This window comes from Rhodohalobacter sp. SW132 (assembly GCF_003390325.1).
GTDB lineage: Bacteria > Bacteroidota > Rhodothermia > Balneolales > Balneolaceae > SW132.
Window position 1 is genome coordinate 177,114 of the sequence record NZ_QUOK01000007.1, and the last position, 25,620, is coordinate 202,733.

General features: G+C 43.5%; 14 protein-coding genes. 10 read left to right on the top strand and 4 right to left on the bottom strand.

Going from position 1 to position 25,620, the window contains the following annotated elements:
- Positions 1–55: 55 nt before the first annotated feature.
- The 3 genes from DYD21_RS14135 (at position 56) to DYD21_RS14145 (ending at position 6,541) form a co-directional block, all read left to right on the top strand.
- Complete coding sequence (locus DYD21_RS14135; RefSeq protein WP_116037645.1) at positions 56–3,334, top strand: TonB-dependent receptor; 3,279 nt, start codon at positions 56–58, stop codon at positions 3,332–3,334.
- A 29-nt stretch (positions 3,335–3,363) separates the two neighbouring features.
- Positions 3,364–5,049, top strand: coding sequence for a RagB/SusD family nutrient uptake outer membrane protein (locus DYD21_RS14140; RefSeq protein ID WP_116037646.1), 1,686 nt, complete (start codon positions 3,364–3,366; stop codon positions 5,047–5,049).
- Positions 5,050–5,137: 88 nt separating this feature from the next.
- A complete protein-coding gene (locus tag DYD21_RS14145; RefSeq protein ID WP_116037647.1) occupies positions 5,138–6,541 on the top strand; it encodes an alkaline phosphatase in 1,404 nt (467 codons plus the stop codon).
- 500 nt (positions 6,542–7,041) lie between these two features.
- Here DYD21_RS14145 and DYD21_RS14150 read toward each other — a convergent pair whose 3' ends face one another.
- Positions 7,042–7,458 carry a hypothetical protein gene (locus DYD21_RS14150; protein WP_147303600.1) on the bottom strand — a complete coding sequence of 139 codons (417 nt, stop codon included), beginning with the start codon at positions 7,456–7,458 and terminating at the stop codon, positions 7,042–7,044.
- 591 nt (positions 7,459–8,049) lie between these two features.
- Between DYD21_RS14150 and DYD21_RS14155 the strand changes: the two genes are divergently transcribed.
- From DYD21_RS14155 to DYD21_RS14185, 7 genes are all read left to right on the top strand, one after another.
- Positions 8,050–8,466 (top strand): cupin domain-containing protein, encoded by a 417-nt coding sequence (locus DYD21_RS14155; RefSeq protein ID WP_116037649.1) that lies wholly within the window; start codon positions 8,050–8,052, stop codon positions 8,464–8,466.
- A 55-nt stretch (positions 8,467–8,521) separates the two neighbouring features.
- Positions 8,522–9,745: a Tm-1-like ATP-binding domain-containing protein gene (locus DYD21_RS14160; protein ID WP_116037650.1), complete on the top strand. Its 1,224-nt coding sequence runs from the start codon at positions 8,522–8,524 to the stop codon at positions 9,743–9,745.
- Between the two features lie 56 nt (positions 9,746–9,801).
- Positions 9,802–10,644 carry a phosphoenolpyruvate hydrolase family protein gene (locus DYD21_RS14165; RefSeq protein WP_116037651.1) on the top strand — a complete coding sequence of 281 codons (843 nt, stop codon included), beginning with the start codon at positions 9,802–9,804 and terminating at the stop codon, positions 10,642–10,644.
- A 56-nt stretch (positions 10,645–10,700) separates the two neighbouring features.
- Positions 10,701–13,823 carry a PVC-type heme-binding CxxCH protein gene (locus DYD21_RS14170; protein ID WP_158607302.1) on the top strand — a complete coding sequence of 1,041 codons (3,123 nt, stop codon included), beginning with the start codon at positions 10,701–10,703 and terminating at the stop codon, positions 13,821–13,823.
- Positions 13,824–13,889: 66 nt separating this feature from the next.
- Positions 13,890–14,540, top strand: coding sequence for a DUF1080 domain-containing protein (locus tag DYD21_RS14175; RefSeq protein WP_199535554.1), 651 nt, complete (start codon positions 13,890–13,892; stop codon positions 14,538–14,540).
- Between the two features lie 84 nt (positions 14,541–14,624).
- Complete coding sequence (locus DYD21_RS14180; RefSeq protein ID WP_116037653.1) at positions 14,625–16,367, top strand: GMC family oxidoreductase; 1,743 nt, start codon at positions 14,625–14,627, stop codon at positions 16,365–16,367.
- Positions 16,368–16,526: 159 nt separating this feature from the next.
- Complete coding sequence (locus DYD21_RS14185; RefSeq protein WP_116037654.1) at positions 16,527–17,234, top strand: gluconate 2-dehydrogenase subunit 3 family protein; 708 nt, start codon at positions 16,527–16,529, stop codon at positions 17,232–17,234.
- 596 nt (positions 17,235–17,830) lie between these two features.
- On the opposite strand, the gene DYD21_RS14190 is transcribed toward DYD21_RS14185, so the two are convergent.
- From DYD21_RS14190 to DYD21_RS14200, 3 genes are read right to left on the bottom strand one after another with little or no spacing between them, the layout of a single operon-like run.
- The gene (locus tag DYD21_RS14190) at positions 17,831–20,866 is read right to left on the bottom strand and encodes an efflux RND transporter permease subunit (RefSeq protein ID WP_116037655.1); all 3,036 of its coding nucleotides are present in this window, start codon (positions 20,864–20,866) and stop codon (positions 17,831–17,833) included.
- A 43-nt stretch (positions 20,867–20,909) separates the two neighbouring features.
- Positions 20,910–24,176 carry an efflux RND transporter permease subunit gene (locus DYD21_RS14195; RefSeq protein WP_116037656.1) on the bottom strand — a complete coding sequence of 1,089 codons (3,267 nt, stop codon included), beginning with the start codon at positions 24,174–24,176 and terminating at the stop codon, positions 20,910–20,912.
- A gap of 3 nt (positions 24,177–24,179) precedes the next feature.
- A complete protein-coding gene (locus DYD21_RS14200; RefSeq protein ID WP_116037657.1) occupies positions 24,180–25,250 on the bottom strand; it encodes an efflux RND transporter periplasmic adaptor subunit in 1,071 nt (356 codons plus the stop codon).
- Positions 25,251–25,620 lie beyond the last annotated feature (370 nt).

Below are 25,620 nucleotides of genomic sequence, written 5' to 3' on the forward strand. Positions count from 1 at the left end.
CGATTTAGGAGCAATTACTTAGTAGTAAACTCAATAACCATAAATTTCAAAAATTATGTCGCATAAAACAAAGTTTCGGAAGCGGTTCCATGCTAATGTACTATTGCATGTGGGAATTCTCATACTTCTTACTGGTTTTGTGACAGTATTAAGTCAGAATACTAAAGATGATTCACAATTAGCTGATTTAATTACACTCAAACACGAGTCTGATGATAATCTGCTTTCAATTCAATTCTCAAATGTCACTATCCAGGATGGATTAGAAATTTTGGCTGATAAAATCAATGTAGGATTCTCCTATAACCCGGATGATTTGCCAAATAAGAGAGTGAGTTTTAGTATGGTAAATGTGCCCGGACTTGAAGTTATCTATAGACTTCTGGAAGGAACAAACCTTGAACCTGTTCTTCCTCCTACGAAAGATGTTATTATACTGAGGAAAAAAGAGGCTAAGATTGAGTTTGATGTAGTTCAAGAAACTATTACAGGCACAGTGGTTGATGCATCAACGGGGGAGGCGCTTCCGGGAGTGAATATTTTAATAGAGGGGACTGGGACTGGAACAACGACCAATGTTGAGGGAGAATTTGAACTGAGTGTTCCAGATATGGATGTGAATTTGGTTTTTTCTTACATCGGGTATGTCTCACAGGTTATATCTCTCGAAGATCGTACTCATATAGAGGTCGCGCTTAGAATGGATGTAATATCTGCTGATGAACTTGTAGTAGTTGGATATGGTGTTCAAAGACGTAGTGATTTAACCGGCTCGGTCGCATCTGTTTCATCAGAACGAATTGAAAATATGCCATATCAAAATATTAGTCAGGTATTGCAGGGTACAGTGCCGGGTGTAATGGTTCGTAATACATCTGCAGGATCGGATCCTGGATCTTCTATAATGGTTCGCGGAAGAAATTCAATTACTGCAGATAATTCTCCACTTATTGTTGTGGATGGGGTGCCATATGAAGGAAGTTTCAGGGATATCAATACAAATGATGTGGAATCTATCGAGGTACTAAGAGATGCCTCCGCAGCAGCAATTTATGGAGCACGCGGTTCAAATGGGGTTATATTAATTACAACAAAGGGAGGGACTGAAGGGGCAACAACTTTCTCATACAGAGGGAATTTTTCTGTTCAAAACTACGCAAACTTACCGGATCTGATGGATGGAGAGCAATTTTATCAATATAAAATGGAGCGTTTTCCTGGAGCTATGACTAACTCTGAACGTCAGATCTATGAAAGTGGTGATTGGGTAGACTGGCTTGATTTAGGAACCAGAACCGGCATAAGTAACGAGCATGATATAGCGGTATCTGGTGGTTCCGAAACAACTACATTTTATTTAAGTGGGAATATACTTGATGTAAAGGGCATTATTCTGAATGATAATTACTCCAGACTTTCTGGTAGAGTTAATTTAGATACACGAGTGACAGATTGGTTGTCGTTTGGCACGAGAACACAGATTTCTTATGGAGACCGCTCAGGTGAATCCCCTGAATTGTCGGGCGGCCGGGGGTTATTTCGACAAAATCCATTAACATCACCCATTGATGAAGATGGCAACTATACCGTATATCCATGGAGTGACGACACCTATTTTGGAAATCCATTGGCGAATACAACATTCGATAACATCAACAAGTACACTCAATTAGTTACTAATAATTTTGCACAGTTAAACTTTCCATTTTTAGATGGCTTAAGTTACAGATTAAATACTGGTGTACGGTTAAGAAATAGCGAATATGCTAACTATAAAGCACGAAATACAAGGGAAGGTTTGCAGAGTGGTGGTGAGGCAGAACTGAATGCCAATAGAAATTTTAACATAACATTAGAGAATATTGCAAACTATCTGCATGATATTGGTGATCACAGTATTGGAGTAACCGCTGTTTTTAGTTTTGAAGACAATCAATACAGGGCTGAGTCTACAGAAGCTATTGACTTTCCAAATGACATAATATCGTGGCATGCACTTGAGCAGGCTGGTTATAGCGTGCAAAATACTTCGGTAAGTGATAGCTACATGATTTCCCAAATGCTTCGATTAAATTATGTATATGACAGTAGATATATGATCACATTGACTGGGAGAAGAGATGGGTATTCAGGGTTTGGTGACGATAATAAATGGGGCCTTTTCCCGTCAATCGCTTTGGGGTGGAACTTACATAATGAAAGCTTTTTCCCAATGGCAGATCTGTTCAGCGAATTTAAACCAAGGGTTTCACTTGGTGTAAATGGCAATCATGCAGTGAGTCCATATCAATCTTTGTCCAGATTATCAGAACAAAATATGATGTATGGCTCAGCACCAGCACCAGGTTACTCACCTAGTTCTCTTGCGAACGAAAACCTGGGATGGGAAACGTCAAGAACTCTGAATATAGGATTAGATTTAGGTTTGTTTAATGACAGGATTACCAGTGATATAAATTACTATTACACAAATACATACGATCTCCTATTGCAACGTACCATTTCCTCAGTACATGGAATTACATCCATCCTTCAAAATATTGGTGAAACCAAAAATACCGGGCTTGAAATGGCTCTTACTTCACGAAATATCGTTTCCCCAAACTTTATGTGGACCACTTCGGGAAATCTTTCATTTAACAGAAATGAAATTGTGGATCTTTATGGAGATGGGAGAGATGATATAGCAAACTCATGGTTTATAGGCCATCCAATAAATGTAAATTTTGATTATGTAGTTGATGGTGTTTGGCAGCTGGATGAGGCCGATGAAGCTGCAGAATGGGGTAGTCAACCCGGTTTCGTAAAATTACGAGATGTAAATGGGGATGGTCAGTTAGGTCCGGATGATCGGCAAATTATCGGCCAGCAGGATCCTAAGTTCATGTGGGGTATTAACAATACATTTAATGTAAATAATTTTGAATTGAATGTATTTATTCATGGAGTCCATGGAGTTACAAGATATAATACGTGGCTGTCTGACGATACATGGGCTGATGTAAGAATCAATACAACGAATAAAAATTGGTGGACTCCGGATAATCCAACTAATGAATGGATTAAAAATGATTTAGTGGCTGATTATATGTCCGGTATTCAGGCAAGCTGGTACGAAGATGCAAGTTTCATACGGCTAAAAGATGTAACCCTATCATATAATGTACCGCAAAATACGCTGAATCAAATAGGATTCAACCGATTGCGCTTGTTTATAACGGGAACCAACCTATATACATTTACCAAGTGGAGTGGCCTCGATCCGGAACTTACCGGGTATGCCAGTTATCCTTTGGAGAGAGAATTTGTACTCGGTATCAGTCTTGGCCTGTAAAATTAATTCAAAAAATTAAGTTTAACTTTATGAAATATTCAACAAACTCCCCGACACTTTTATTAGTTGTTCTTATTTCAGTTTTGGCTGTTAGCTGCGACCTGTTTGATGCAAGCAACCTAGATGAAACTCCTCCACATTTAATGACCGGCGAAACCATGTATACCGACTATAGTGGATTTCAGGCTGGCTTAAACGGACTATATCATTTGGCACGTACAGAACGCTCAGTATCAACCTGGAGCCACATGATGACAGGTTCCATGTTTATGCTTGGAACAGATAATCAAGCAACAAATCAATTTAATCCTGGTTTTTATTTAATAGCTCAACATTGGGGTGATCATAACAATGCCTCCCACGAAGAAATAGAATTTGCATTCAGCTGGCTATATCAAATGGTAAATAGTGCAAATACAATTATACAATATGCTGAACGCGATGATATTGAAATTGACTGGAGTGGAGGCAGCTTCAGCGCTGATGAGAATAAAAATATTATACTTGCAGAGGCACATGCTCTAAGGGCATGGGCTTACCGGCATTTGACATTCGGGTGGGGCGATGTCCCTTTGGCGCTGGAACCCTCAAGCGGAGCTACCATCCGTACTGATTGGACCCGAACACCTGTGAATGAAGTTCGAGAACAAATAGTGGCTGATTTAGAATTCGCTGAACAGTATATACCTGTAGAACCAATAAATCCGGGGCGATTAACCAAAGGAGCCGTTCAGCATTACCTTGCAGAAATGGCACTTGTAAATGATGATCCGGAAACAGCATTGACATGGGCTGACGCTGTAATAAATAACTCTGCGTACCAACTAATCACTGAAAGGTATGGTGTAAGAGCTAATCAGCCAGGTGTGCCCTTTATGGATATGCACTATGATGGTAATACAAATCGAGATGAAGGTAATACTGAATCACTTTGGACTTTCCAATATGGATACGATATGACCGGAGCAGGTGAGGGAATTTCACGACGATATCATTTAACTAGGTATTGGAATATCTCAATTGATGGGGTAAACCCTTTTCAAATTACGCATGAAAGAGGCGGGCAAGGTTACGGAAGAGGATCCATAACGAAGTTTGCACTTGAGTTATATGAACAGCAGGACGATCGATTTTCAGAACATGCTATGAGAACATTTTTTGTTCTTAAAGATGCCGAAGCAAATGCTCCTTTTGCGGCAGATAGATTACCTCCAGGATATGCTTATGGTGATACCGTACGTCTTGATTGGAGTGAAGATATTTCTCCAACAAACAGGACAACTCCAAATTGGCCATATTCCAGAAAACCCGAAGGTGCAAATCCGGGGAATGTATTGAGTGTGAATAACCATAATGATGTCTACCTGCGATTAGCTGACACATATATGTTGAAAGCCGAAGCACAATATTTACTTGGGAATGAAGCAGGTGCAGCCGAAACGATAAATGTAATCAGAAGAAGATCGAATGCAAGTGAAATTACCGCATCTGATGTTGACATAGATTTCATTTTAGATGAACGGTCACGGGAACTATTTTTAGAAGAACACAGAAGATGGACCTTATTGAGAACAGGGAAACTGGTTGAAAGAACCAGGGCTTACAATAACAATGGCGGCCAATTTATCACAGAAAGAGATGAATTATTTCCAATTCCACAATCTGTTATAGACACAAATTTAGGTGAAGACTTTCCTCAAAATCCTGGATTTTAATACTACCCCTTATTTAATCCAATACATTATAAAGCAGGATTAAGATATTGACTTATTCCTGCTTTATTTACATTAAAACCAAATACACATGAGTAATAAGCAAACCAGACGCGAATTTTTTAAAGTCGGCGCCTTATCAACCCTGTTAGTTGGATCAGGAATTGCCTTCGCCGGTGGATGTGATGTCATTCGCCAAAGAGGGAAAACCAAAAATGTGATCTTTTTGGTCTCAGATGGAATGAGTGCCGGTACCTTGCAAATGGCTGATACCTACCTGCGCCGCGCCGAAGGCCGGCCCTCTGCATGGATCCGTCTGCTTGAAGAAAATGTGGTAAAACGCGGGTTGATGGATATGGCATCGGCCGACCGGATTGTAACGGATTCGGCTGCGGCCGCTGCCTCCTGGGGATGCGGCCACCGGGTAAATAACGGTGCGCTAAACATTGGTCCGGACGGCACCCATCATGATCCGATTCTGCCGATTTTTCGGGATGCAGGCAAAGCCACTGGCCTGGTTACAACCACCGAAATCACCCATGCAACTCCCGCGGGTTTTGCTGCCAACGTGGAGCATCGAAGCCAGGGCGAAGACATCGCTGTTCAATATTACGAGCGCGGGATAGACTTGCTGCTTGGCGGTGCCCACAATCATCTTTCCGGTGAAACACGTGATGATGGCCGCGACCTCTACACTGAATTCGAAAACGCCGGGTACAACATCTCCCGCAATAAAAGTGAACTGATGAACGGCAATTCCACCGAGGGTAAACAACTCGGAATTTTTGCAAACGGACACCTGCCCTATACCCTTGATCAGGTAAACACACCTGACCTGATTGAAAGTGTGCCAACTCTTGCTGAAATGACCGATGTTGCCATTCAGAATCTTTCAGGAAACTCCAATGGGTTTATACTGCAGGTGGAAGGCGGTCGGGTGGATCATGCGGCTCATGGAAACGATGTTGGTGGAATGTTGTTCGACCAGATTGCCTTCGACGACGCCATTGAGGTTGCAATGAACTTTGCGCAGGAACGCGACGATACCATGGTGATTATCACAACCGACCATGGCAACGCCAACCCTGGGTTTAGCAGTGCACCCGATTCGCAGTTTGATAATCTCCAGAAGTTTCGGCACTCCAACTCCTGGATAGGAAGGGAACTGAATGAAAACAGTACTGTTTCCGAAATTCGTGAGCGAATTGAGTATGCCACTGGTTATGAAGCACCGCGCGAGGTAGCCGAAGATTTCCTGGCCTCGATGAAAGGGGAGTTTCGGGCTACCTATGGCAGAATGAGCGGACAATCGGCAGTACTGGGACAGGTGATTGCCAATTACACCGATGTAAACTGGGTGGGCGGTTCCCATACGGCTGATTATGTGGAACTGGCTTCATTCGGCCCAGGCAGTGAAGCACTCAATGGGTTTGTGATCAATACCCAATTATTCGATGTAATTACCCAGGCGGCAGGTGTTCTGGAACCGGCTTGATATTATTAACCTGTTTTGAACGATGAAATTTTGCTTCCATCTGAGGAAGTGTTCGTATCCAAGGGAATAAAGTGCAGTTGGTAGTTATCCACATACCCACATTTACAATCCGTTTTAAAATGTTATGATCGGGCATTAAGTTGATTATCCAATATATATGCCATTATTAAACCAATATGGGTTACACACTTGGTGGGGCAACCACCAGTTTTTCTTTTTTCTTTTTTCTTCTTCACTCTAATTTCGGCCACAGCTTTTTACCTGTCAACACCTTTAATTTTTACTATTGTTGGCGGGTATGATGATTAAGCTCGAATTCTACTCAATTGAATTATCGTCTGGTTTACGTAAAAAAATTGATGTAACTGGTATACGGTGAACAGATAATGTCGGAAAACGTTTTTGATTCAGATGAAATTTACGTACCCATATAGGGTTTAAAATTAATGAATATACTTAGCATGAGTAGCAGGCAATTATTATCCAGTTCTCTCATCTTCCTAATAAGTAAAAAGAAAGTGCATCTGTTGCAGCGCCAAGTAGAAATCCTGCCATCCAGGTTTATATCTGGGTTTGCCTATCATGTCCATTGATTCTGTACGAGTCCGCTCAGTAAGCCATTTCCAGTCAAGCATCAGCGGATGTTCAACATACCAATCAGACCGATTTTCTACAACATCCTGCAAGCAGGACCGTGGGACCTTCCAGGCAAATGCTACATTCTTTACTTGCGGGGAAGTGAGGCTTAATTCCCGTTCATCTGGGTTAAAATGAATTACGAATTCATCAAGAACAATATCAGGGTCTTTATCATAAATGATAGTATGAAAATTTGATTCATCCCAAGCCATCCGGTTTAATCGTTTTGCCTGCTGATACCAAAAATTATTGACATTTTCCGTATGGCAAGGTTGCATATTTTCAAATAGTCATTCATCAAATCTTTCAGGGCTATTTCAAGTTTGCCTTCAATTTCCATAATGTCTCCTCTATGTTCAAGTTTTTATATGCGTTAATAAAACTATTAACTGCAACTGATCTGAATAGTTACAACCTATATTCAAAATTTCAGGTTCATTAAACCACCTGAAACTGGAGAGAATTCTGATTTCATCAGTCTTCAAATACCAGATCCAAAGAATTGCAGAAAATAAAGTAAGTCATTGAGATAAATTTTCTGGGTACCGAGCCAAATACTGTATAAATTTTTAAAATGGACTGAAACAAGTTCAAGTTATTGCCAAGTATCTCGGGCTAATAGACGATTCTGCCATATCACATTACTCTTCATATTACACTACAATAGTCAAGCTGAGCAAGAAACCATTGAATATTAAATCAAGTGAAAATTATACAGGAAAACAGGTGCATATTATTTTTTATAAAACTGAAAATTTTCACCTATACTGCTGATTAATGAAAAGGATGTTAGCGAGGTTAAAATGATGGATTCCACAATTTCATACAGGGAATTATCAATAATTTATAAGTGATCAATAAATTGAACTATGGCAAAAAAAGAAGGTCAATTTTTTACAAAGGAAAAAACAAAAGTGGAAACCCTTGAGCGGGGAATTCATCACTGGTTTTCACGGCCTGATATTACGGAAAGTGACGACCTGATCGTAGTTAAGGTGGATCTGGAACCGGGCGGCGGGCATCCGTTTCATATTCACCCTACAATGGATGAAGTAATTTATATTATTTCCGGACAAGCCGAACAGTGGCTGGAAAAAGATGTTAAGAACCTGGGTCCGGGTGAAGCGGTCTATATCCCAAAAAAAATGGTACATGCCACGTTTAACAGCGGGAAGGAAGCGCTTTCTTTTTTGGCGATCCTGTCACCTGCAGCAGATCTTGAGGGATCAATGGTATATGTTGATAAGGAGGAACCCTGGAAGAGTTTAAAGAAATCGGCTAATTAGTTTTGAATATCACAAGCTCTGAAGAAAATTTAAAAATCAGAAAGTCACATTACTTTTGAAAAAAACCATTCTTCTTATTGGCTCTTTTGATACGAAAGGAGAAGAATTTGTATTTGTTCGGGATTTGATCGAAACCCGCGGTGTAAGCACATTGTTGCTCGATACCAGTGTGCTGGATGAACCATTATTCACTCCGGACATCACAGCAGGGCAAGTTGCCCGGGCAGGCGGCAGCAGCCTTACGCAGCTGCGGAAAGAAGCTGATCGTGGCAAAGCTGTTGATGTGATGATGGCAGGGGTGCAAAATCTGGTGCCCGGGTTATACGAAGATGGACGTTTTGATGGAGTGTTAAGTCTTGGCGGAGGTACCGGTACTCATGTTGCTACAGCAGCGATGAGAACACTGCCGGCAGGTGTCCCGAAGCTGATGGTATCAACGCAAGCATCCTCTGATTTAAGCTCATTTGTAGGTGTGAAAGATATTACCATGATGTACTCTATTGTGGATATTGCCGGGCTGAACTTATTATCCCGGAGAATCCTGGGGAATGCCGCAGGTGCAATCTGTGGAATGGTGGAACAGCAAATACCGGCAGTTGAAGAAAAACCTATGATTGCCGCTACAATGTTTGGTGTAACCACTCCCTGTGTGACAAATGTTCGAAAAAAACTTGAAGAATCAGGTTTTGAGGTAGTGGTTTTTCATGCTACAGGCAGTGGGGGCCGGGCAATGGAGGCTCTTATCCGTGATGGATATTTTGTTGGAGTGGCTGATCTTACTACGACGGAATGGTGCGATGAAGTTGCGGGTGGAGTTTTATCAGCCGGCCCGGATCGCCTTGAAGCAGCTGCTGAAACCGGAATACCGCAGGTCGTTTCTTGTGGTGCGCTGGATATGGTTAATTTTCATGCCATGGATTCGGTACCAAAAAAATTCAAAAAAAGGAATTTGTACAAGCATAATCCAACCGTAACTTTGATGCGAACTTCTCCGGATGAATGTGCAAAAATCGGGAAAAGGATTGCTGAAAAACTAAACCAGGCAAAAGGACCGGTTGTATTAATGCTTCCTTTAAAGGGAATAAGCAGCCTTGATCAAAAAGGCAAACCGTTTTTTGATCCGGAAGCCAACAAATCACTATTCGATTCTCTTCGCAAACACATACATTCATCAGTACGCCTGCTCGAACTGGATCTGCACATCAACGACACTGCATTTGCAGAAAAAGCGGGTGACGTATTAACAGAAATGTTGAAAAATAACGATAGACAGAAATAACGACTGATAAAGCATCAGTACCAAAAATTTAAACCAATAATCCGAAAAACAGAATTATGCCATTTATACCATACAAAGAATGTCTACAGCGACTGAATGAGCAAGTTAAACAAAACAAGCCGATTATAGGAGCAGGAGCCGGGACAGGAATTTCTGCAAAGTTTGCTGAAAAAGGGGGAGTGGATATCATCATTATTTATAACTCCGGACGATATCGAATGGCTGGAAGGGGAAGTGCGGCCGGAATTCTGGCCTACGGGGATGCGAATGAAATTGTGGTGGATATGGCCCGGGAAGTACTACCGGTGGTAAAGGATACACCCGTCCTTGCCGGAGTTTGCGGAACTGACCCTTTCAGGCTGATGCCTGTTTTTTTGAAGCAACTGAAGAAGATGGGATTTGATGGAGTACAAAATTTTCCAACGGTTGGTGTCATTGATGGAAATTTCCGTCAGATTTTGGAAGAGACGGGAATGAGTTTTGATTTAGAAGTGGAAATGATCCGCCAGGCCCATGAGCTTGAAATGCTGACGTGTCCGTACGCCTTTGACGTTGAACAGGCTGAAAAAATGACCCATGCCGGAGCGGATGTCCTGGTCACCCATATGAATACCACGGTAAAGGGATCCATTGGGGTGAGTGAAGGCGTAGCCCCCACGCTCGAGGAAGCAGCCGAACGAATCCAGGCGATGCACGATGCGGCCAAAGCGATCCGGGATGATATTATCGTTCTGTGTCACGGAGGCCCGATTGCCGAACCCGAGGATGCTCAGTACATCTTTGAGCATACGGAAGGTGTTGCAGGCTTTTTCGGTGCTTCAAGCGTGGAACGGCTGGCCACCGAACGTGCTATCGAGGCACAGGCAAGGTCATTTAAAGATTTAACTATAAATTTATAACCCTGCATCAGTTCCCTGATCCATTGGGATAAATGATAGTCACAAACAGCACATCTATGAAATCACCGTCACCATATACAAGTCTGGCTTGCATGCTTCTGCTTCTTTCAGGAGTAATCATTACATCATGTGATTCATCCGCTCAGGAGGCGGATACTCATGAGAGAGAGCAGCGTCTTCAAATCCTTTTTCTGGGAGATGATGGCGGGCACGAACCCAGTGTACGGTTGCGCGACATTGCCAGGCCTATGCTTGACCGCGGTATTGAGTTGTTTTATACCAGTGATTTGAATGATATCAACCTGGAAAACCTGCGAAAGTATGATGCGGTTTTGCATTATGCGAACTACCATGAGCCAGACTACCCGCAAACGGATCCGAAAATCATCGAAAGTTTAATTTCCTATGTGGAAGAAGGGGGCGGTTATGTTCCCGTTCATTCCGCTTCCGGAAATTTTCGGGATTCCGATGAATTCATTTCCTTACTGGGAGGTGCATTTGAAAGCCACGAATCCGGCACATTTCGCACGCGTATTGCCGAACCTGATCACGAAATCATGCAGGGTTTTGAGGGATTTGAAAGCTGGGATGAAACGTATGTTCATCAGCAGCATAATGAAGAAAACCGTACGGTTCTGAGTTACAGGGATGATGAACCCTGGACGTGGATCCGCACGCAGGGTGATGGCAGGGTATTTTATACGGTCTGGGGACACGATGAGAGAACCTGGCAGAATGAAGGATTTCATGATCTTCTCGAACGCGGGATTCGCTGGGCAGCCGGTGAAGATGTACAGAATGCCCTGGAAAATCGAACGATTAGTAACCCATTTACCTATGATGTGCTGGATGTGCCATTCCCTCCCCCGCATGAAGAACGGCTGCGATATGAAGAAGAAGTCGGAACCATGGATCGCGGGGCAAACAATCCACGGTACTATCAAAAACAAAAACCTTTGGACCCGGTGGCGGCTATGGATCGCATGATTTTACAACCGGGATACCGTGTGGAACTATTTGCTTCCGAACCGGATATAGTGAACCCTATTTTTATGAATTGGGATGAACAAGGACGCTTGTGGGTCATCGAATCCATTGAATATCCCTATCCGCGGGATTTTTGGCCGGATGGAGGAGGCAAAGACCGGATCCTGATTCTGGAAGATACCAACGGAGATGGCAAAGCAGATGAATTTACGGTTTTTGCAGACAGCCTGAATATTCCGACCAGCCTTGCATTTTCTGATGGCGGAGTCATTGTCCATCAGGCACCGCAAACCCTGTTTTTAAAAGATACAACCGGGGATGGTAAAGCCGATGTGAGGGAAGTTCTTTTCGAAGGATGGGAGCAGTGGGATACTCATGCAGGACCGAATAACCTGTATTATGGGTTAGATAATCAATTCTGGGGAGTGCTTGGTTACGCCGGTATGGATGGGGTGATTGGCGGTGAGCACCATGAGTTCCGAATGGGGGTGTACCGGTTTTTAAAAGACGGCACCCGGCTGGAGTTTTTACAGCGGACCAACAATAATACTTGGGGTCTGGGCTTCAATGAGCAGGGTGATGCGTTTATTTCCACGGCGAACGGCAACCCGAGTACCCTGTTTACCATTCCCCAGCGTTTTTACAGAGACCTGGACGGATTAGACGATTCAGTTACGGATCGGCTGGCCAGTACGGTTCGCGTAATCACTTTAACGAATCTCTTCCGTCAGGTGGACTGGGTAGGTGCTTTCACTTCTGCTGCCGGCCATGGGGTTTATACAGCCAGAACATGGCCCGGGGAATACTGGAACCGGAAAGCTTTTGTAACCGAACCTACAGTTCAGCTTGTTGCTGAAATGGACTTAATTGACAATGGATCAAGTTATCATGCTGAATACAATCGAAACCTGATCGCCAGTGATGATGAATGGTTCAGTCCAATCCAGGCTGAAGTTGGGCCGGATGGCCATATTTGGGTCACGGACTGGTATAACTATATTATTCAGCATAATGCCGAGAGTGATCGTCAGGAACCAACACCAGGCAACGCATATGCGAATCCACTTCGTGATCGTCAGCATGGACGGATCTACCGAATCGTTTATGAAGAGAATGATCATACAAATTCAATAAACCTGGCTGGAGCAAGTCCCGGCGAACTGATTGAAACACTTTCTCATGATAACCTGGGATGGAGAAAACATGCCCAGCGCCTGCTTGTTGAACGTGGGCAGACTGACATTGTGCCGGATTTAATTGATCTGATTAAAGATCAATCCATTGATGATGCTGATCTCAATCCCGCAGTGATTCATGCGATGTGGACACTTCATGGTCTGGGGCAGCTTGCAGGCAGTAACGAGGAAGCAATTGACGCGGTTGTTGGTGCACTATCACATCCATCAGCCGGGGTTCGACAAAATGCTGTTCAGGTTCTTCCACTGTCACCTGCATCGGCGGATGCGATTCTTGATGGGGGACTTCTGAGAGATAATAGTCTGCAGGTTCGATTGAAAACCTTGAATAGCCTTTCCGACATGCCTCCATCAGAGAGAGTTGGAGAGGAGATATTTCGGGTATTTCAGGACTCCGAAAACATAGAGGATCGATGGATTCGGGAGGCTGCAGCGATATCAGCACGGATACATGGTGGGGGATTTATTGCGGCTGCCAGCCAATCCGGTTACTCGGCAGATGACTATCAGGTTGATGAGGAGGATCCGGTCGGCAGCTTTGAAAGTATCATTGCGTTTATAGCAGACGAAGCCCCGGCAGCTGATAGGGATAGAAGATCTGAAGAACCATCGGTTGAAGTGGATATTGAATTGGAATTGGGAGTTACACCTAATGTGCTGGAGTTTGACAAAGATGAACTCCGGGTACAAGCTGGCCAGACGGTTCGGGTGGTGTTTACCAATACGGATAACATGGAACATAATCTACTGTTTATTCTTCCAGGCACGCTGGCTGATGTGGGGGAACTGGCCGATCAAATGATGGCATCCCCGGAGGGCCGAAGCCGCGCATATGTACCTGAAACACCTGATGTTATTGCCTATACTCCGATACTGGATCCTGGTGAACGTTATGAACTGGTATTTACCGTACCTGACGAGCCCGGAGAATATCCATTTGTTTGTACGATTCCCGGCCACTGGAGGATTATGAATGGGATATTAGTTGTTGAATAAAGATAGGTGAGCATTCTTTGCTAATTACTGCAATCATATCAACAAAAAAACTTCACAAACCTTATTATGAAATTGAGAAATTTATTTTTTAGCCTGATTCCTTTACTGATGATGAGCATCATGGCATCATGTTCCAGTAATGATAATCCGCCAGCAGATACTAATAACGAATGGATTTCCATTTGGGATGGAGAAACATTAAATAACTGGAGAGCCAGTGAAAACCCCGATTCTTTTGAAGTTGTTGATGGAAAGATTGTAGTGGATGGTCCAAGAGGCCATCTCTTTTACGAAGGTCCGGTAGCTGATGCTGATTTCGTGAATTTTGAATTTCGTGCTGATGTCTATACCTATCCTGAAGCAAATTCAGGAGTATTTTTTCATACTCAATATCAGGAAGAAGGATGGCCCCAGTACGGTTATGAAGCCCAGGTCAATGCAACACACAGCGATCCGCGTAAAACCGGTAGTTTATACGCTGTGAATGATGTTATGGATGATGCTCCACACGAGGATCACGAATGGTTTCACTACTATATTAAAGTAGACGGTAAAGATATTACATTTAAAGTTGATGGTGAAACAGTAATGGAATATACTGAGCCTGAAGACCGTGAGGGCACTATAAAACTAAGTAGCGGAACGATTGCATTACAGGCACATGATCCTGACAGCCGGATATATTTCCGAAATATTGAAGTGCGAATATTAGATTAAATCACTCCTGATAATAAGGAATATGACTTTTTTTCAGCCGTATGCTGCACCGAAAAACACAATTATAATAGAAAACACCTCCAAATGGCTTTTGAAATTTTAAAGAAAGGTAAAAGTTACGATGTAGTAATTGTAGGATCTGGTGCAGGTGGCGGAATGGCATCAAATATTTTATCTGAAGCAGGTTTGTCTGTAGCCGTAATGGAAGCGGGAGGAGACTACGACCCGGCAAAAGAAGAGTATCGCACACAGTTTCGATGGCCTTATGAATCACCCCGCAGAGGAGCGGGAACGGTACGCCCTTTTGGTGATTTTGATGCAGCGTGGGGTGGATGGGAAATTGAGGGTGAGCCATATACAAAAACAGCCGGAACAGAGTTCGACTGGTTCAGATCCCGAATGCTTGGCGGCCGCACAAATCACTGGGGAAGAATTTCATTAAGGTTTGGCCCAAAAGATTTCAAAAGAAAAGATCTGGATGGCTTAGGAGAGAACTGGCCGATTGGCTATGAAGATCTGAAACCCTATTATGACAGAGTGGATAAAAAAATCGGGGTATACGGCACCAATGAAGGACTTGAGGATGATCCCGATGGATTTTTTCTTCCCCCGCCAAAACCCCGTTTACACGAGCTATACATTAAAAACGGGGCTGCTAAAGTAGATATTCCTGTTATTCCGATGAGAAAATCCGTTCTCACCAGGCCTGTCAATAATGAAAGAGGTGTGTGCTTTTATTGCAATCAGTGTAATCGCGGGTGCAGCGTATACGCTGATTTCTCATCAGGTACGTGTCTTGTTCAACCCGCCATGCAGCATGGAAGTGTGGATCTGTTTACGAATGCTATGGTGCGGGAGGTGACAACCGATTCCAGTGGAAATGCAACTGGTGTTTCGTACATAAATAAAGTCGATCAGAAAGAATATAAGATCAATGCAAAAGTGGTTGTTCTCGGAGCGTCAGCTTGTGAATCTGCCCGAATTTTATTGAACTCAAAATCCTCCTCCCATCCTGATGGACTGGCAAACGGCAGCGGCATGGTTGGGCGATATTTGCATGATTCAACCGGAGCAAGCAGATCCGCCATCATACCCGAACTGATGGGCCGTGAAAGATATAACGAAGATGGTACAGGAGGAGCTCATGTATATGCACCCTGGTGGCTGGATAATCAACAACAGGAATTTCCACGGGGATATCACCTGGAATTTGGCGGCGGTATGAGCATGCCATCCTATGGTTTTGGATTCGGAATGGAATCGATTCGTCAGTATGTAGTTGACCAGATGGGGAATCCATCCCGAAACGGGGGGTATGGAACCGGGCTCAAAAAAGATATTCGCAGCATATATGGGGCTACCGTCGGGATTGCCGGTCGCGGGGAAAGCGTGCCTCAATACGACAATTATTGTGAAATTGACCCGGGTACAGTCGATGAATTTGGAATACCCGTTTTACGCTTTAACTATAACTGGACTGAGCACGAAGTGAAGCAGGCCCGCCATATGCAGGAGACATTCGAAGAAGTCCTGACCTCAATGGGAGGGATAGTCCTTGGGAACAAACCCGGTGAAGAGTCTCAATATGGACTGGAAGCACCGGGACGTATTATTCATGAAGTGGGAACAACCCGGATGGGTGATGATCCGGACACATCCGTTCTGAATAAATATGGCCAGGCACATGAGTGCGATAATCTTTTTGTGGTAGATGCGGGTTCCTTTGTATCTCAGGCTGATAAAAACCCCACATGGACTATACTTGCACTTTCATGGCGAACCTCTGATTATATTGTAGATCAGCTTCACAAACGTAATATTGGATAGATCACCGGGGCCTGCCAGAGTACCCCGGGTATTATGGGATTCCAGGTAGAGTCACTGTTCGGGTTGAAGAATTCCTGTTTTTCATAACTAACGGGACCTGATGGACACTATCAGGTTGTTTAATTGTAAGAACGTATATATACAAAAAACTGTAACAGAATGGATAGAAGAGAACATTTAAAACTGCTTTTTGCAGGCTCGATCGGAACAGGATTGTTATTGTCCTCCTGTACAGAAGAAGATCTTGAAATCAGCCGTCAGATTATCACCGAGAATTCTGAAACGTATGGGCGGACGGATGAAGAACTTTTAAGGGATCAGCAGCTTCATTCTGATACCTTTTTTACGGAACACGAACGGGAGATGGTAGAGGTATTAGCAGATTTGATTATCCCATCGGATGAAAGATCGGGTAGCGCTACAGAAGCAGGTGTTCCCGATTTTATCGAATTTATGATGAAGGATATACCTTCCATGCAGACACCGACACGCGGAGGGCTGATGTGGCTCGATAATCAGTGCCGCCAAAGATTCGGAGAAACTTTCGCAAACTGCTCAGAGTCAGATCAGAAAGAAATACTTGATGAAATAGCCTATCCGGATGAAGCGCGGGACGATATGCAGTTTGGTGTGCGGTTTTTCAATCGAATGAGAAACTTAACAGCAACAGGATTTTTTACTTCAAAGATGGGAATTGAGGATTTGGGTTACCAGGGTAACCGGACAAATCTATGGGATGGAGTTCCTCAGCATGTATTAGACAAACATGGATTATCATACGACCAAAAAACACTGGATGAATCGCTGCAGGAAGATGAAAGGAATAAAATTGCAGAGTGGGACGAGAATGGTAATCTGATTAGATAATAATTTGTCTTAAACCTGGGTTCGGTTTAAAAAAACATCAAAAACAGTCCGGCAAGGGTGTTATTTAAGTTAATTCGTCAATAATTATGTCAAGCCACGCCACGGGGTGGTCCGATTAGAACTGGAGTTTTTTTGCGACCGAGGCAGCCTTAAAACCTGAGTTCGATTCTTAAATAATGACATCAAAAGTCCCCCTTAGAAAAGGGGGATTGAGGGGGATGTTCACCAAATCTGTAGAAAAACCGATGAACACTCCTCTAAATCTCCCCTTTTTAGGGGAGACTGGATACCGAATAAATGAAATATATTATTAATCGAACTCAGCCTTAAACGTTGTAATGATGGTGTACAACTTCATTAGCCTGTTCCGGCAAGTAATCCTTTAGTCAAAAATAAACCACCAGCTAAAAACCCTGCGCTACCAGATCTTCAACTTTGGCGGGTATCTGATCAAAAACGGAAACCAGGGGGATACTGAACCTATCGCTGGCTATGAAGCGACGCGAATGGTTTACCGGACTGTGGATGAACACCAGCAAATTCACCGTACCCCTGAGAATCTAAATCTCTAATCACAATTTTAGGTTAAATTTAATCTACACCTTTACTGCGGATGCTCTTACGATCCGTGCACCCCAAATCCCGATATCATCTAAAATTACATAGATCGATGGCAGTACAATCAGGGTAATAACGGTTGAGAAAGTGAGTCCACCTACAATTGCCCGTGCCATCGGAAAATAGGGAGGGCCTCCATCACCACCAATCATTGTGGTGCCAAAGCAGAGCGGTAGTAAGCCAAGAACAGTTGTGCCGGCCGTCATCAAAATGGGACGCATTCTGTCTCGCCCACCCTGAATAACCGCCTCTCTTCGCGATAATCCTTCAGCCCGAAGATTATTGATATGATCAACCAGCACAATCCCATTATTCACCACAATTCCCATCAATATTAGTATACCAATGAACGCCATCAGGTCAAACGTGGTGCCGGTAATGAAAAAGAACCAAAAGATTCCAATCACACCAAAAAAGATACATGAGAGTACACTTGACGGGTAAAGGAGCGATTCAAAGAGTGAAGCCATAATCAGGTAGATCAGAAAGAAAGCAATACCGATATTAAACAGCATGGTGTTCATAGCATCCATATCATTGCCGAAACTACGACCATAACTCCATGAATATCCGGTAGGATAGATGATTTGATTCATCACCGCAGAAATCTCTCTACGAGCTTCTTCTGATGTAATGCCATCAAGATTAATGGCGATACCTAAAGACATTTTCCTGTTCTCGCGAAAAATTCGTCCGGGGCCCTGCTTCTGTTCCATACTTGCAACAGACGAAAGATTTGTGGTCTGATTTTCACCAAAACTGATGGGTAAATTTCGAAGATCATCCATTGTTTGACGGTCCACATCTCGAAATGCCAGCACGACATCAATTTCACTCTCTTCGCCACGGATTCGCTGAATAGTCTGACCCCGCATAGCACCGGATACCACATTCGCAATATCTGAAGAGGAGAGTCCAAGATTACGGGCACGGTTATGGTCGATAGTAAGCCGTATCTCTTCCTTTCCTGATTCCGCTTCCGACCGTACATCTGCAAATCCTTCAACCGTGCTTAGACGCCATGCGACCTGTTCGGCCAGATCTTCAAGCTCTTGCATCGATTCTCCCTGAACAAATACGCGTACCTGTTCACTACTATTCCTGCTGATAAACTCAAACGCAGGCCTGCCAATAGCCATTTGGGGAAGATTTTCAGCAATTTCTTCTTTAATCTTTGTGACTGATTTTTTGGCTTTATCATCATCCGTCAGATTAATTGTGGAAATTGCGTAATCCGGGGTGTAGTAGGAGTAGACCGATTCGATCTCAAATGACTCCTGGTTGTCATATAAATATTGTTCAACCCGATCTACAGACTCTTTAACTGTATCAAGTGTATAGGATGCATTCAGGTTATACTGCAGGTTTAACCGTCGGTCTTCTACCCGTGGAAACATATCCACACTCATAAAGGAGAGGGGAATTGCGCCACTTAGAAAAAGCAGTGCGATAAATAGCACTGAGATTTTTCTTCTCTCAAGAAACCACCGTAAAAATCCGGCATATTTATCTGCCATTTTATCGATAAGTGTACTTTTAGGTGATTCTTTGGGCGGTTTTATTTTTGAGGCAAGAAGCGGAATAACCGTCAATGAAATGATCAATGAGGCAAGCAGGGCGATAATAATGGCCATCCCTATATAGTACATATGTTGCGAAATGAAGCTCTCATTTACCACATTTGGAAGAAAAACAATAATGGATGTAAGTGTACCCGCAGTAACTGCAATTGAAACTTCCCGCGCACCTAACAAGGACGCTTTTTGGGGGCTAAATCCCTTGCGCTGAAAACGATGAATATTTTCGGTGACTACCACAGCGTTGTCAACCAGCATACCAATAGCCAGCATTAAGCCCATCATAGAGAGAATGTTCAGTGTGATATCCAGGAAAAAGAAAAACCCGAGGGTCACGATGATGGAAAAGGGAACGGCAGTCGCTATAATCATGGTAGTTCCGAAATGCCGCAGGAATATGAAGAGCACAAAAATTGAGAAAACGGCACCAATCATACCCGCATTAAACAGCTCCCGGAGCGAACTTAAAATACCGTTTGCCTGATTGAACATTTCGTAGATCTGTATGCCCTCCATTTCGGGCAATTTGTTGATCTCTTCAATTTCAGCCATAACCAGGTTTACCACTTCCACTACATTTGCTGTAGACTCCTTTGTGATATCAAGTCCAACGGCGTATTTCTGGTCAAGATGACGTGCGTAATCTCTTCTGGGCGTCTTATAGTGTACCTCAGCAATATCTTTCACCCGAATATTATTATCAGAAATAATCAGGTTTTCGATATCCTCATAGCTATGAATATCTGCGAGTGGGCGAACCATATATCGCATTCCCGCATCTGATATTTTCCCGGCTGACATAGAGAAGTTTGCCTGCCGAAGAGTTGTACTCAGCTCGTTCAGGTTAATGTTATAGGCGCTGATGCGAGCCGGATCAAGCTCAATTCGAATCTCCTTTTTTTCCACTCCATACATATCCACCTGACCCACACCGGGAATGCGTTCAATTCGCTGCTGCAAATTACGATTAAGTAACTCATACGAATTTGAAAGGTCGCGATTACTGGAGATGCGAAGATTAAGGGTAGGGGCATCGCCATCCTGGAATTTAAAGATCTGATAGTATTCAAAATCATCGGGAAGTTGATTGCGGATACTTTCAATCTTCTCTTTGATTTCAATTGCTTTGATGTCGATATCGGTTCCCTGTTTGAACAGAACGACTACTCCGGCATTGTTTTCGCCGGAATTGGAATTGATCTGTTCCACACCGCTCAAAGTTGCCAATACCTCTTCGACAGGGCGCGCAATATTTTCATTGACCTCCAACGGAGTTGCATTTGGATAAGGAAGCTGAACAAACGCACCGGGAAATGTGATGTTGGGCATAAATTCCAGCGGTACCATGCGCGTTGCAATCAACCCAACCACGATTAAACTTATGAAAACCATCAAAGTTGTTACCGGACGGCGAAGAGAAAATTCGGTTATATGCATGATTTACCTCTCACAACCGGTTTAAATGCATTATTCTCAAAACTCATGACAACTCCTCCTCAACAGCATACCGTTTCCGGTCCATCACGGCATACATTACAGGGATCACAACCAGTGTTAAAAGGGTAGAGACCAGCAGTCCCCCGATTACGGTGATACCCATGGGAGCCCGTAGTTCGGCACCATCACCAAAACCAATGGCAAGCGGAAGGAGTGCAAGAATGGTGGTGAGGGTTGTCATCAAAATTGGGCGCAGGCGTGATTTGCCACCTTCGCGAATGGCGTCCATCTTTTCCATTCCTTTATGCCTCATTTGATTGATCAGGTCAATCAAAACAATTGCATTATTAACTACAATACCGGCGAGTAAAATCAAACCAATAAAGACAACCACACTTATGGTTGTGCCGGTTAGATAGAGGGCAAGTATTGCCCCCACAAGTGCCAGCGGAATGGTGAAAAGAATAATAAACGGATGGAGCAGCGATTCGAACTGGGTTGCCATCACCAGGTAAACTAAGAAAACTGCAAGGGCCAATGCGAAGAGGAGAGAGCGGAATGAATCTGACATCTCCTGGTTTTGACCGGCGATGCTTGCAAAAATTCCCGGTGGAAGAGTGGTTTCGTATAGAACCTGTTGAATCTCTTCGGCGGCTTCTCCCAAATCGCCAAAGTTCAGGTTTGCAGATACAATGGCCACGCGTTGTTGTGCCACACGACGGATCTCTCCGGGGCCGTCCACAACCTGTACAGTGGCAATCGCATTTAACGGAATTGTCCGTTCACTGCCGGGATTGACAACAATTCGCTGAATTTCTTCAATAGATGCACGGTCTGCTTCCTGTGCCCGGACAAGAACATCGATCTTACGATCTCTCCAGGAATATCGTGTTGCAACATCTCCACGAACATTGCTGACGACACTGTTAGCCACATCATGAACCTGAAGGCCGTATGATGCAGCCCGATCGCGATCGAACAGGATTTGTACTTCCGGACTTCCAACTTCCATTGTACTCTTCACATCTGCAAAACGGGGATTATCGCTCAATTCAGCGGCAATATTATCGCCTGCCTTTTTTAGATTATCCAGATCAAACCCACTGATTTCTATTTCAACAGGGGTTTTGAAGGTGAACAGTTCAGGCCGGCCAAACTTATACTGCAATCCCGGAATCTGCTGCAGGGAGGCACGCATGGTTTCGATAACCTGCTGCTCATTTGCCCGGGAACTCCCGGAAGCAAGTGAAACACTTAATTCTCCCCGATTTTCACCCCCGGCATCCGGGTTAGCGTTCATTCTGTTTCCTGTACCGGCTACGGCAAACGTTGTGCGAACTCCATCAACATTCTTCGTTGTATTTTGCACCGACCGCAAAGCAGTATCCGTTTTTTCGATAGGAGTTCCGGGAGGAAGTTCGAACTGGACATTAAATTCGCCCTGAGATAACTCCGGGATAAGCACAACTCCAATCCTTGGAACAAGTGCAAGCGAGCCGGCAAAGATTAAAATAGCTGAAATTAAAACCGTTGCCTTATGCTTCAGAGACCAGCTTAACAGAGACTCATACACATTTTCTACGGCTCCATAAAACGCATTGAAGAGATAGACAAAAGGGGAAATGAGTACTTTTATTAATTTTGAGATCCACCTAATGATAAAGCGAAAACCTTTTGCGATTAATGTTGGGATGGTATGAAAAAGGAAAAGGCGAATGGAACGTAAACCACGACCAAATTTCGTTTTGGGTTCTGTTAATTCTAATGGCGGGAGCTCTTTTTTAGACCCGCCCAGGGACGACATCATTGGAATTAGTGTCAGCGCCACAACCAATGAGGCAAGCAGTGAAAATGTGACGGTAAGAGCCTGATCGCGAAACAACTGACCGGCAATTCCATCCACAAATACCAGCGGGAAAAATACGGCAATTGTGGTAAGGGTAGAGGCAACGACAGCCATTCCTACTTCTCCGGCCCCTTCGCGGGCAGCATTGATAATACTTTTCCCCTGTTCTTTGTGACGGGCGATATTCTCGAGAACCACAATGGAATTATCCACCAGCATTCCAATACCCAATACAATTCCACCCAACGACATGATATTGAGGGAGATGCTGTTTCCATACATTAAGTTAAATGTGGCAATTACCGATACGGGAATAGAGACCGATATAATGACGGTAGCCCAAAAATTTCGTAGAAAAAGGTAGAGTATCAGTACGGCAAGAATACCGCCAATAATCCCTGCATTTTTCACCTCATTCACAGCTGATGAGATAAATACAGACTGATCATACACTTTTTCCAGTTTCATGCCGGCAGGAAGGTTACTGCTGACTTGATTCATCCGCTGATTTACCACATTTGCTGCCGCCACGGTATTGGCATCGCCTTCCTTATAGATAGCGATTTCAACAGCCTCGGAGCCGTTTAATCGGGTGATGGCTTCCCTCTCTTTATAGGATTGAACGACGTCAGCTACATCTTTTAAATAAACAGGAGAACCATTGTTACGGACAAGAACTACGTTTCTAATTTGATCAACCGACTGAAATTGATTGAGTGTACGAACAAGATACTGTTGGGCGCCCTCCTCAAGACGTCCGCCGGAAAGGTTCACATTCTCAGCATTTAAAACCTGTGTTATCGTTTCTATTGGAATATTAAGCTGGGAAAGTCTCTGCTGATCAATATTTACCTGGATCTCTTCTTCCAGTCCGCCACTAATTTTCACAGATGCGACTCCGGGGGCCGATTCCAGATTTCTTTTAAACTGTTCATCTGCCATAATTCTCAGTGACTTTAACCGGGATATGGCCTCAGGACTGGATAAATCCTCCTCCATGGCTACAAAATAGAAATCACTCCGTCCTGATTCATCATAATAGAGAGCGTAACGAAGAATTGGATCCAGGGTAGGGTCAAACCGCAAAGTGACCGGTTTTTTGGCTTGAAGCGGGAGCTGAATAGCATCCAGCTTAGACATTACATCCAAATTTGCCATGTTCATCTCGGTGCCCCATGCAAACTCAAGCACTACATCCGACTGACCTGCCCGGGAGGTTGACCGAACCTGCTGTACACCCTTTACAACCCCAACTGCTTCTTCAATGGGCTTGGTGATGAGATTCTCCACCTCAACGGGAGCGGCGCCTTCGAAATCGGTGCGGATAGTCAGTGTGGGATAGCTGAGTTCGGGTAGCAGGTTTACATTCAAACGGGATAGTGAAACCAGTCCGAAGAGCAAAATCCCAATCGTAAACATTGCAATGGTAACTTTTCGGCGAATTGAAAAATCGATAATTTTCATAGATCAATTCCCGATTAAAAGAGCGCTGTTGATGATATTTACTTTGGTACTGTCTTGAAGACTTCCCTGGCCAATGGTAACCACAATCTCATTATCCTCGAGACCATCAATCACTTCCACTGATTGACCATTTGTATACCCCGTTTGTATGGATCTTTTGAAAACAAGCGAATCCCTGACCACAAATACGCTTTTGTTAAGGTCTTCAGAAATGATTGCCGATCGTGGAATTAGTCGGGAATTTTGGCGTGTGTCATAAACAATTCTTACCCTGCTAAACATACCCGGACGCAACATATTCCGGGTTTCATCTATATATACCGTTGCTCTAAAGGTTCCGCTTTGTGAGTCTACAACCGGACTAATTCGTTCCACATACCCCACAAAAAGTTCGTTGGGAATGGCGTCTGCCCGAAGTTCTGCCCGCTGATTATTTCGAATTTTAGACATCTCATGCTCGGGCACATGCAGAACGGCTTTCAATCGGCTGAAATCGGTAACCCTGTACAGCTGTTGGTCGGTGCCGATCATATTTCCCTTTTTTACAAACCGTTCAGAAATAGTACCTTTGATGGGCGAACGAACAGAAGAGTTCTCGAGATTTAAAACGGAAAGTTCGAAAGTGGCCTTTTGAGATTCGTATTCAAACTTGGCATTCTGATATGCTTCTGCTGATACCAGGTTTCGATCAAAAAGCTCTTTGCTCCGACTGAGATTATTTTGAAGTCTGTCGAGTGTTGCCTTGGCATTATTCACCTCTAACTGGTACTGCTCATCATCAATTTTTGCGATAATTTGTCCGGCCTGAACATTGTCTCCCTCTTCAACATAAAGCTCCTTAATAATTCCCCTAACCTTCGAAACAACGGTAGCTTCTTGTTCAGCTTCAAGTGTTGCTGTATTTGCATAAAAAGCGGAAATATCTCCCCGATTTACCTGTCCGGCTTCAACCGGTATAAGCACAGTATTTTCAGTTGATACATTTGATTGCCCGTTATTGCTACTACAGGCCTGCATGATTATCATCAAGCATGCAAAAAGGATCGCAGATAAAGTTGTGGTAATTAATTTCATTAGATTTGATGTAACTTTAATTTTCAGCTAAAAAAATGTACGCGTGCTCAAAATTTTAGTTACATCAATTTACATTTCATTTTTTTCAGGTAAATACCTGAATTATAGTGAGATGGGATTTATTCCTTCGATGATAATTTTTTAAACCCAAAATTATCATTAGGACGATTTTATAATGACCGCCATTAGGAATATACAGGTGTAAGTTACTATTATTCGGTTTGTTAGTCGTTCAGTTTCCTCTCCTGTTCACCCGTAAGCTTTCCTTGTACGCAATAGACTTTAAAATTTCTTTTACCGATAAAGAAATCACCGCCTGGGGGGCATTGGACATTCTTTTGATGAAAAAGATGCTCGATCGCATGGATTT

Excerpts from the sequence above, each read along its gene's own strand:
- DYD21_RS14150 (WP_147303600.1), bottom strand. The coding sequence starts at position 7,458 with ATGCAACCTTGCCATACGGAAAATGTCAATAATTTTTGGTATCAGCAG.
- DYD21_RS14170 (WP_158607302.1), top strand. The coding sequence starts at position 10,701 with ATGAAATCACCGTCACCATATACAAGTCTGGCTTGCATGCTTCTGCTT.
- DYD21_RS14180 (WP_116037653.1), top strand. The coding sequence starts at position 14,625 with ATGGCTTTTGAAATTTTAAAGAAAGGTAAAAGTTACGATGTAGTAATT.
- DYD21_RS14200 (WP_116037657.1), bottom strand. The coding sequence starts at position 25,250 with ATGAAATTAATTACCACAACTTTATCTGCGATCCTTTTTGCATGCTTG.
- DYD21_RS14140 (WP_116037646.1), top strand. The coding sequence starts at position 3,364 with ATGAAATATTCAACAAACTCCCCGACACTTTTATTAGTTGTTCTTATT.
- DYD21_RS14185 (WP_116037654.1), top strand. The coding sequence starts at position 16,527 with ATGGATAGAAGAGAACATTTAAAACTGCTTTTTGCAGGCTCGATCGGA.
- DYD21_RS14175 (WP_199535554.1), top strand. The coding sequence starts at position 13,890 with ATGAAATTGAGAAATTTATTTTTTAGCCTGATTCCTTTACTGATGATG.
- DYD21_RS14190 (WP_116037655.1), bottom strand. The coding sequence starts at position 20,866 with ATGCATATAACCGAATTTTCTCTTCGCCGTCCGGTAACAACTTTGATG.
- DYD21_RS14155 (WP_116037649.1), top strand. The coding sequence starts at position 8,050 with ATGGCAAAAAAAGAAGGTCAATTTTTTACAAAGGAAAAAACAAAAGTG.
- DYD21_RS14195 (WP_116037656.1), bottom strand. The coding sequence starts at position 24,176 with ATGAAAATTATCGATTTTTCAATTCGCCGAAAAGTTACCATTGCAATG.
- DYD21_RS14145 (WP_116037647.1), top strand. The coding sequence starts at position 5,138 with ATGAGTAATAAGCAAACCAGACGCGAATTTTTTAAAGTCGGCGCCTTA.
- DYD21_RS14165 (WP_116037651.1), top strand. The coding sequence starts at position 9,802 with ATGCCATTTATACCATACAAAGAATGTCTACAGCGACTGAATGAGCAA.
- DYD21_RS14135 (WP_116037645.1), top strand. The coding sequence starts at position 56 with ATGTCGCATAAAACAAAGTTTCGGAAGCGGTTCCATGCTAATGTACTA.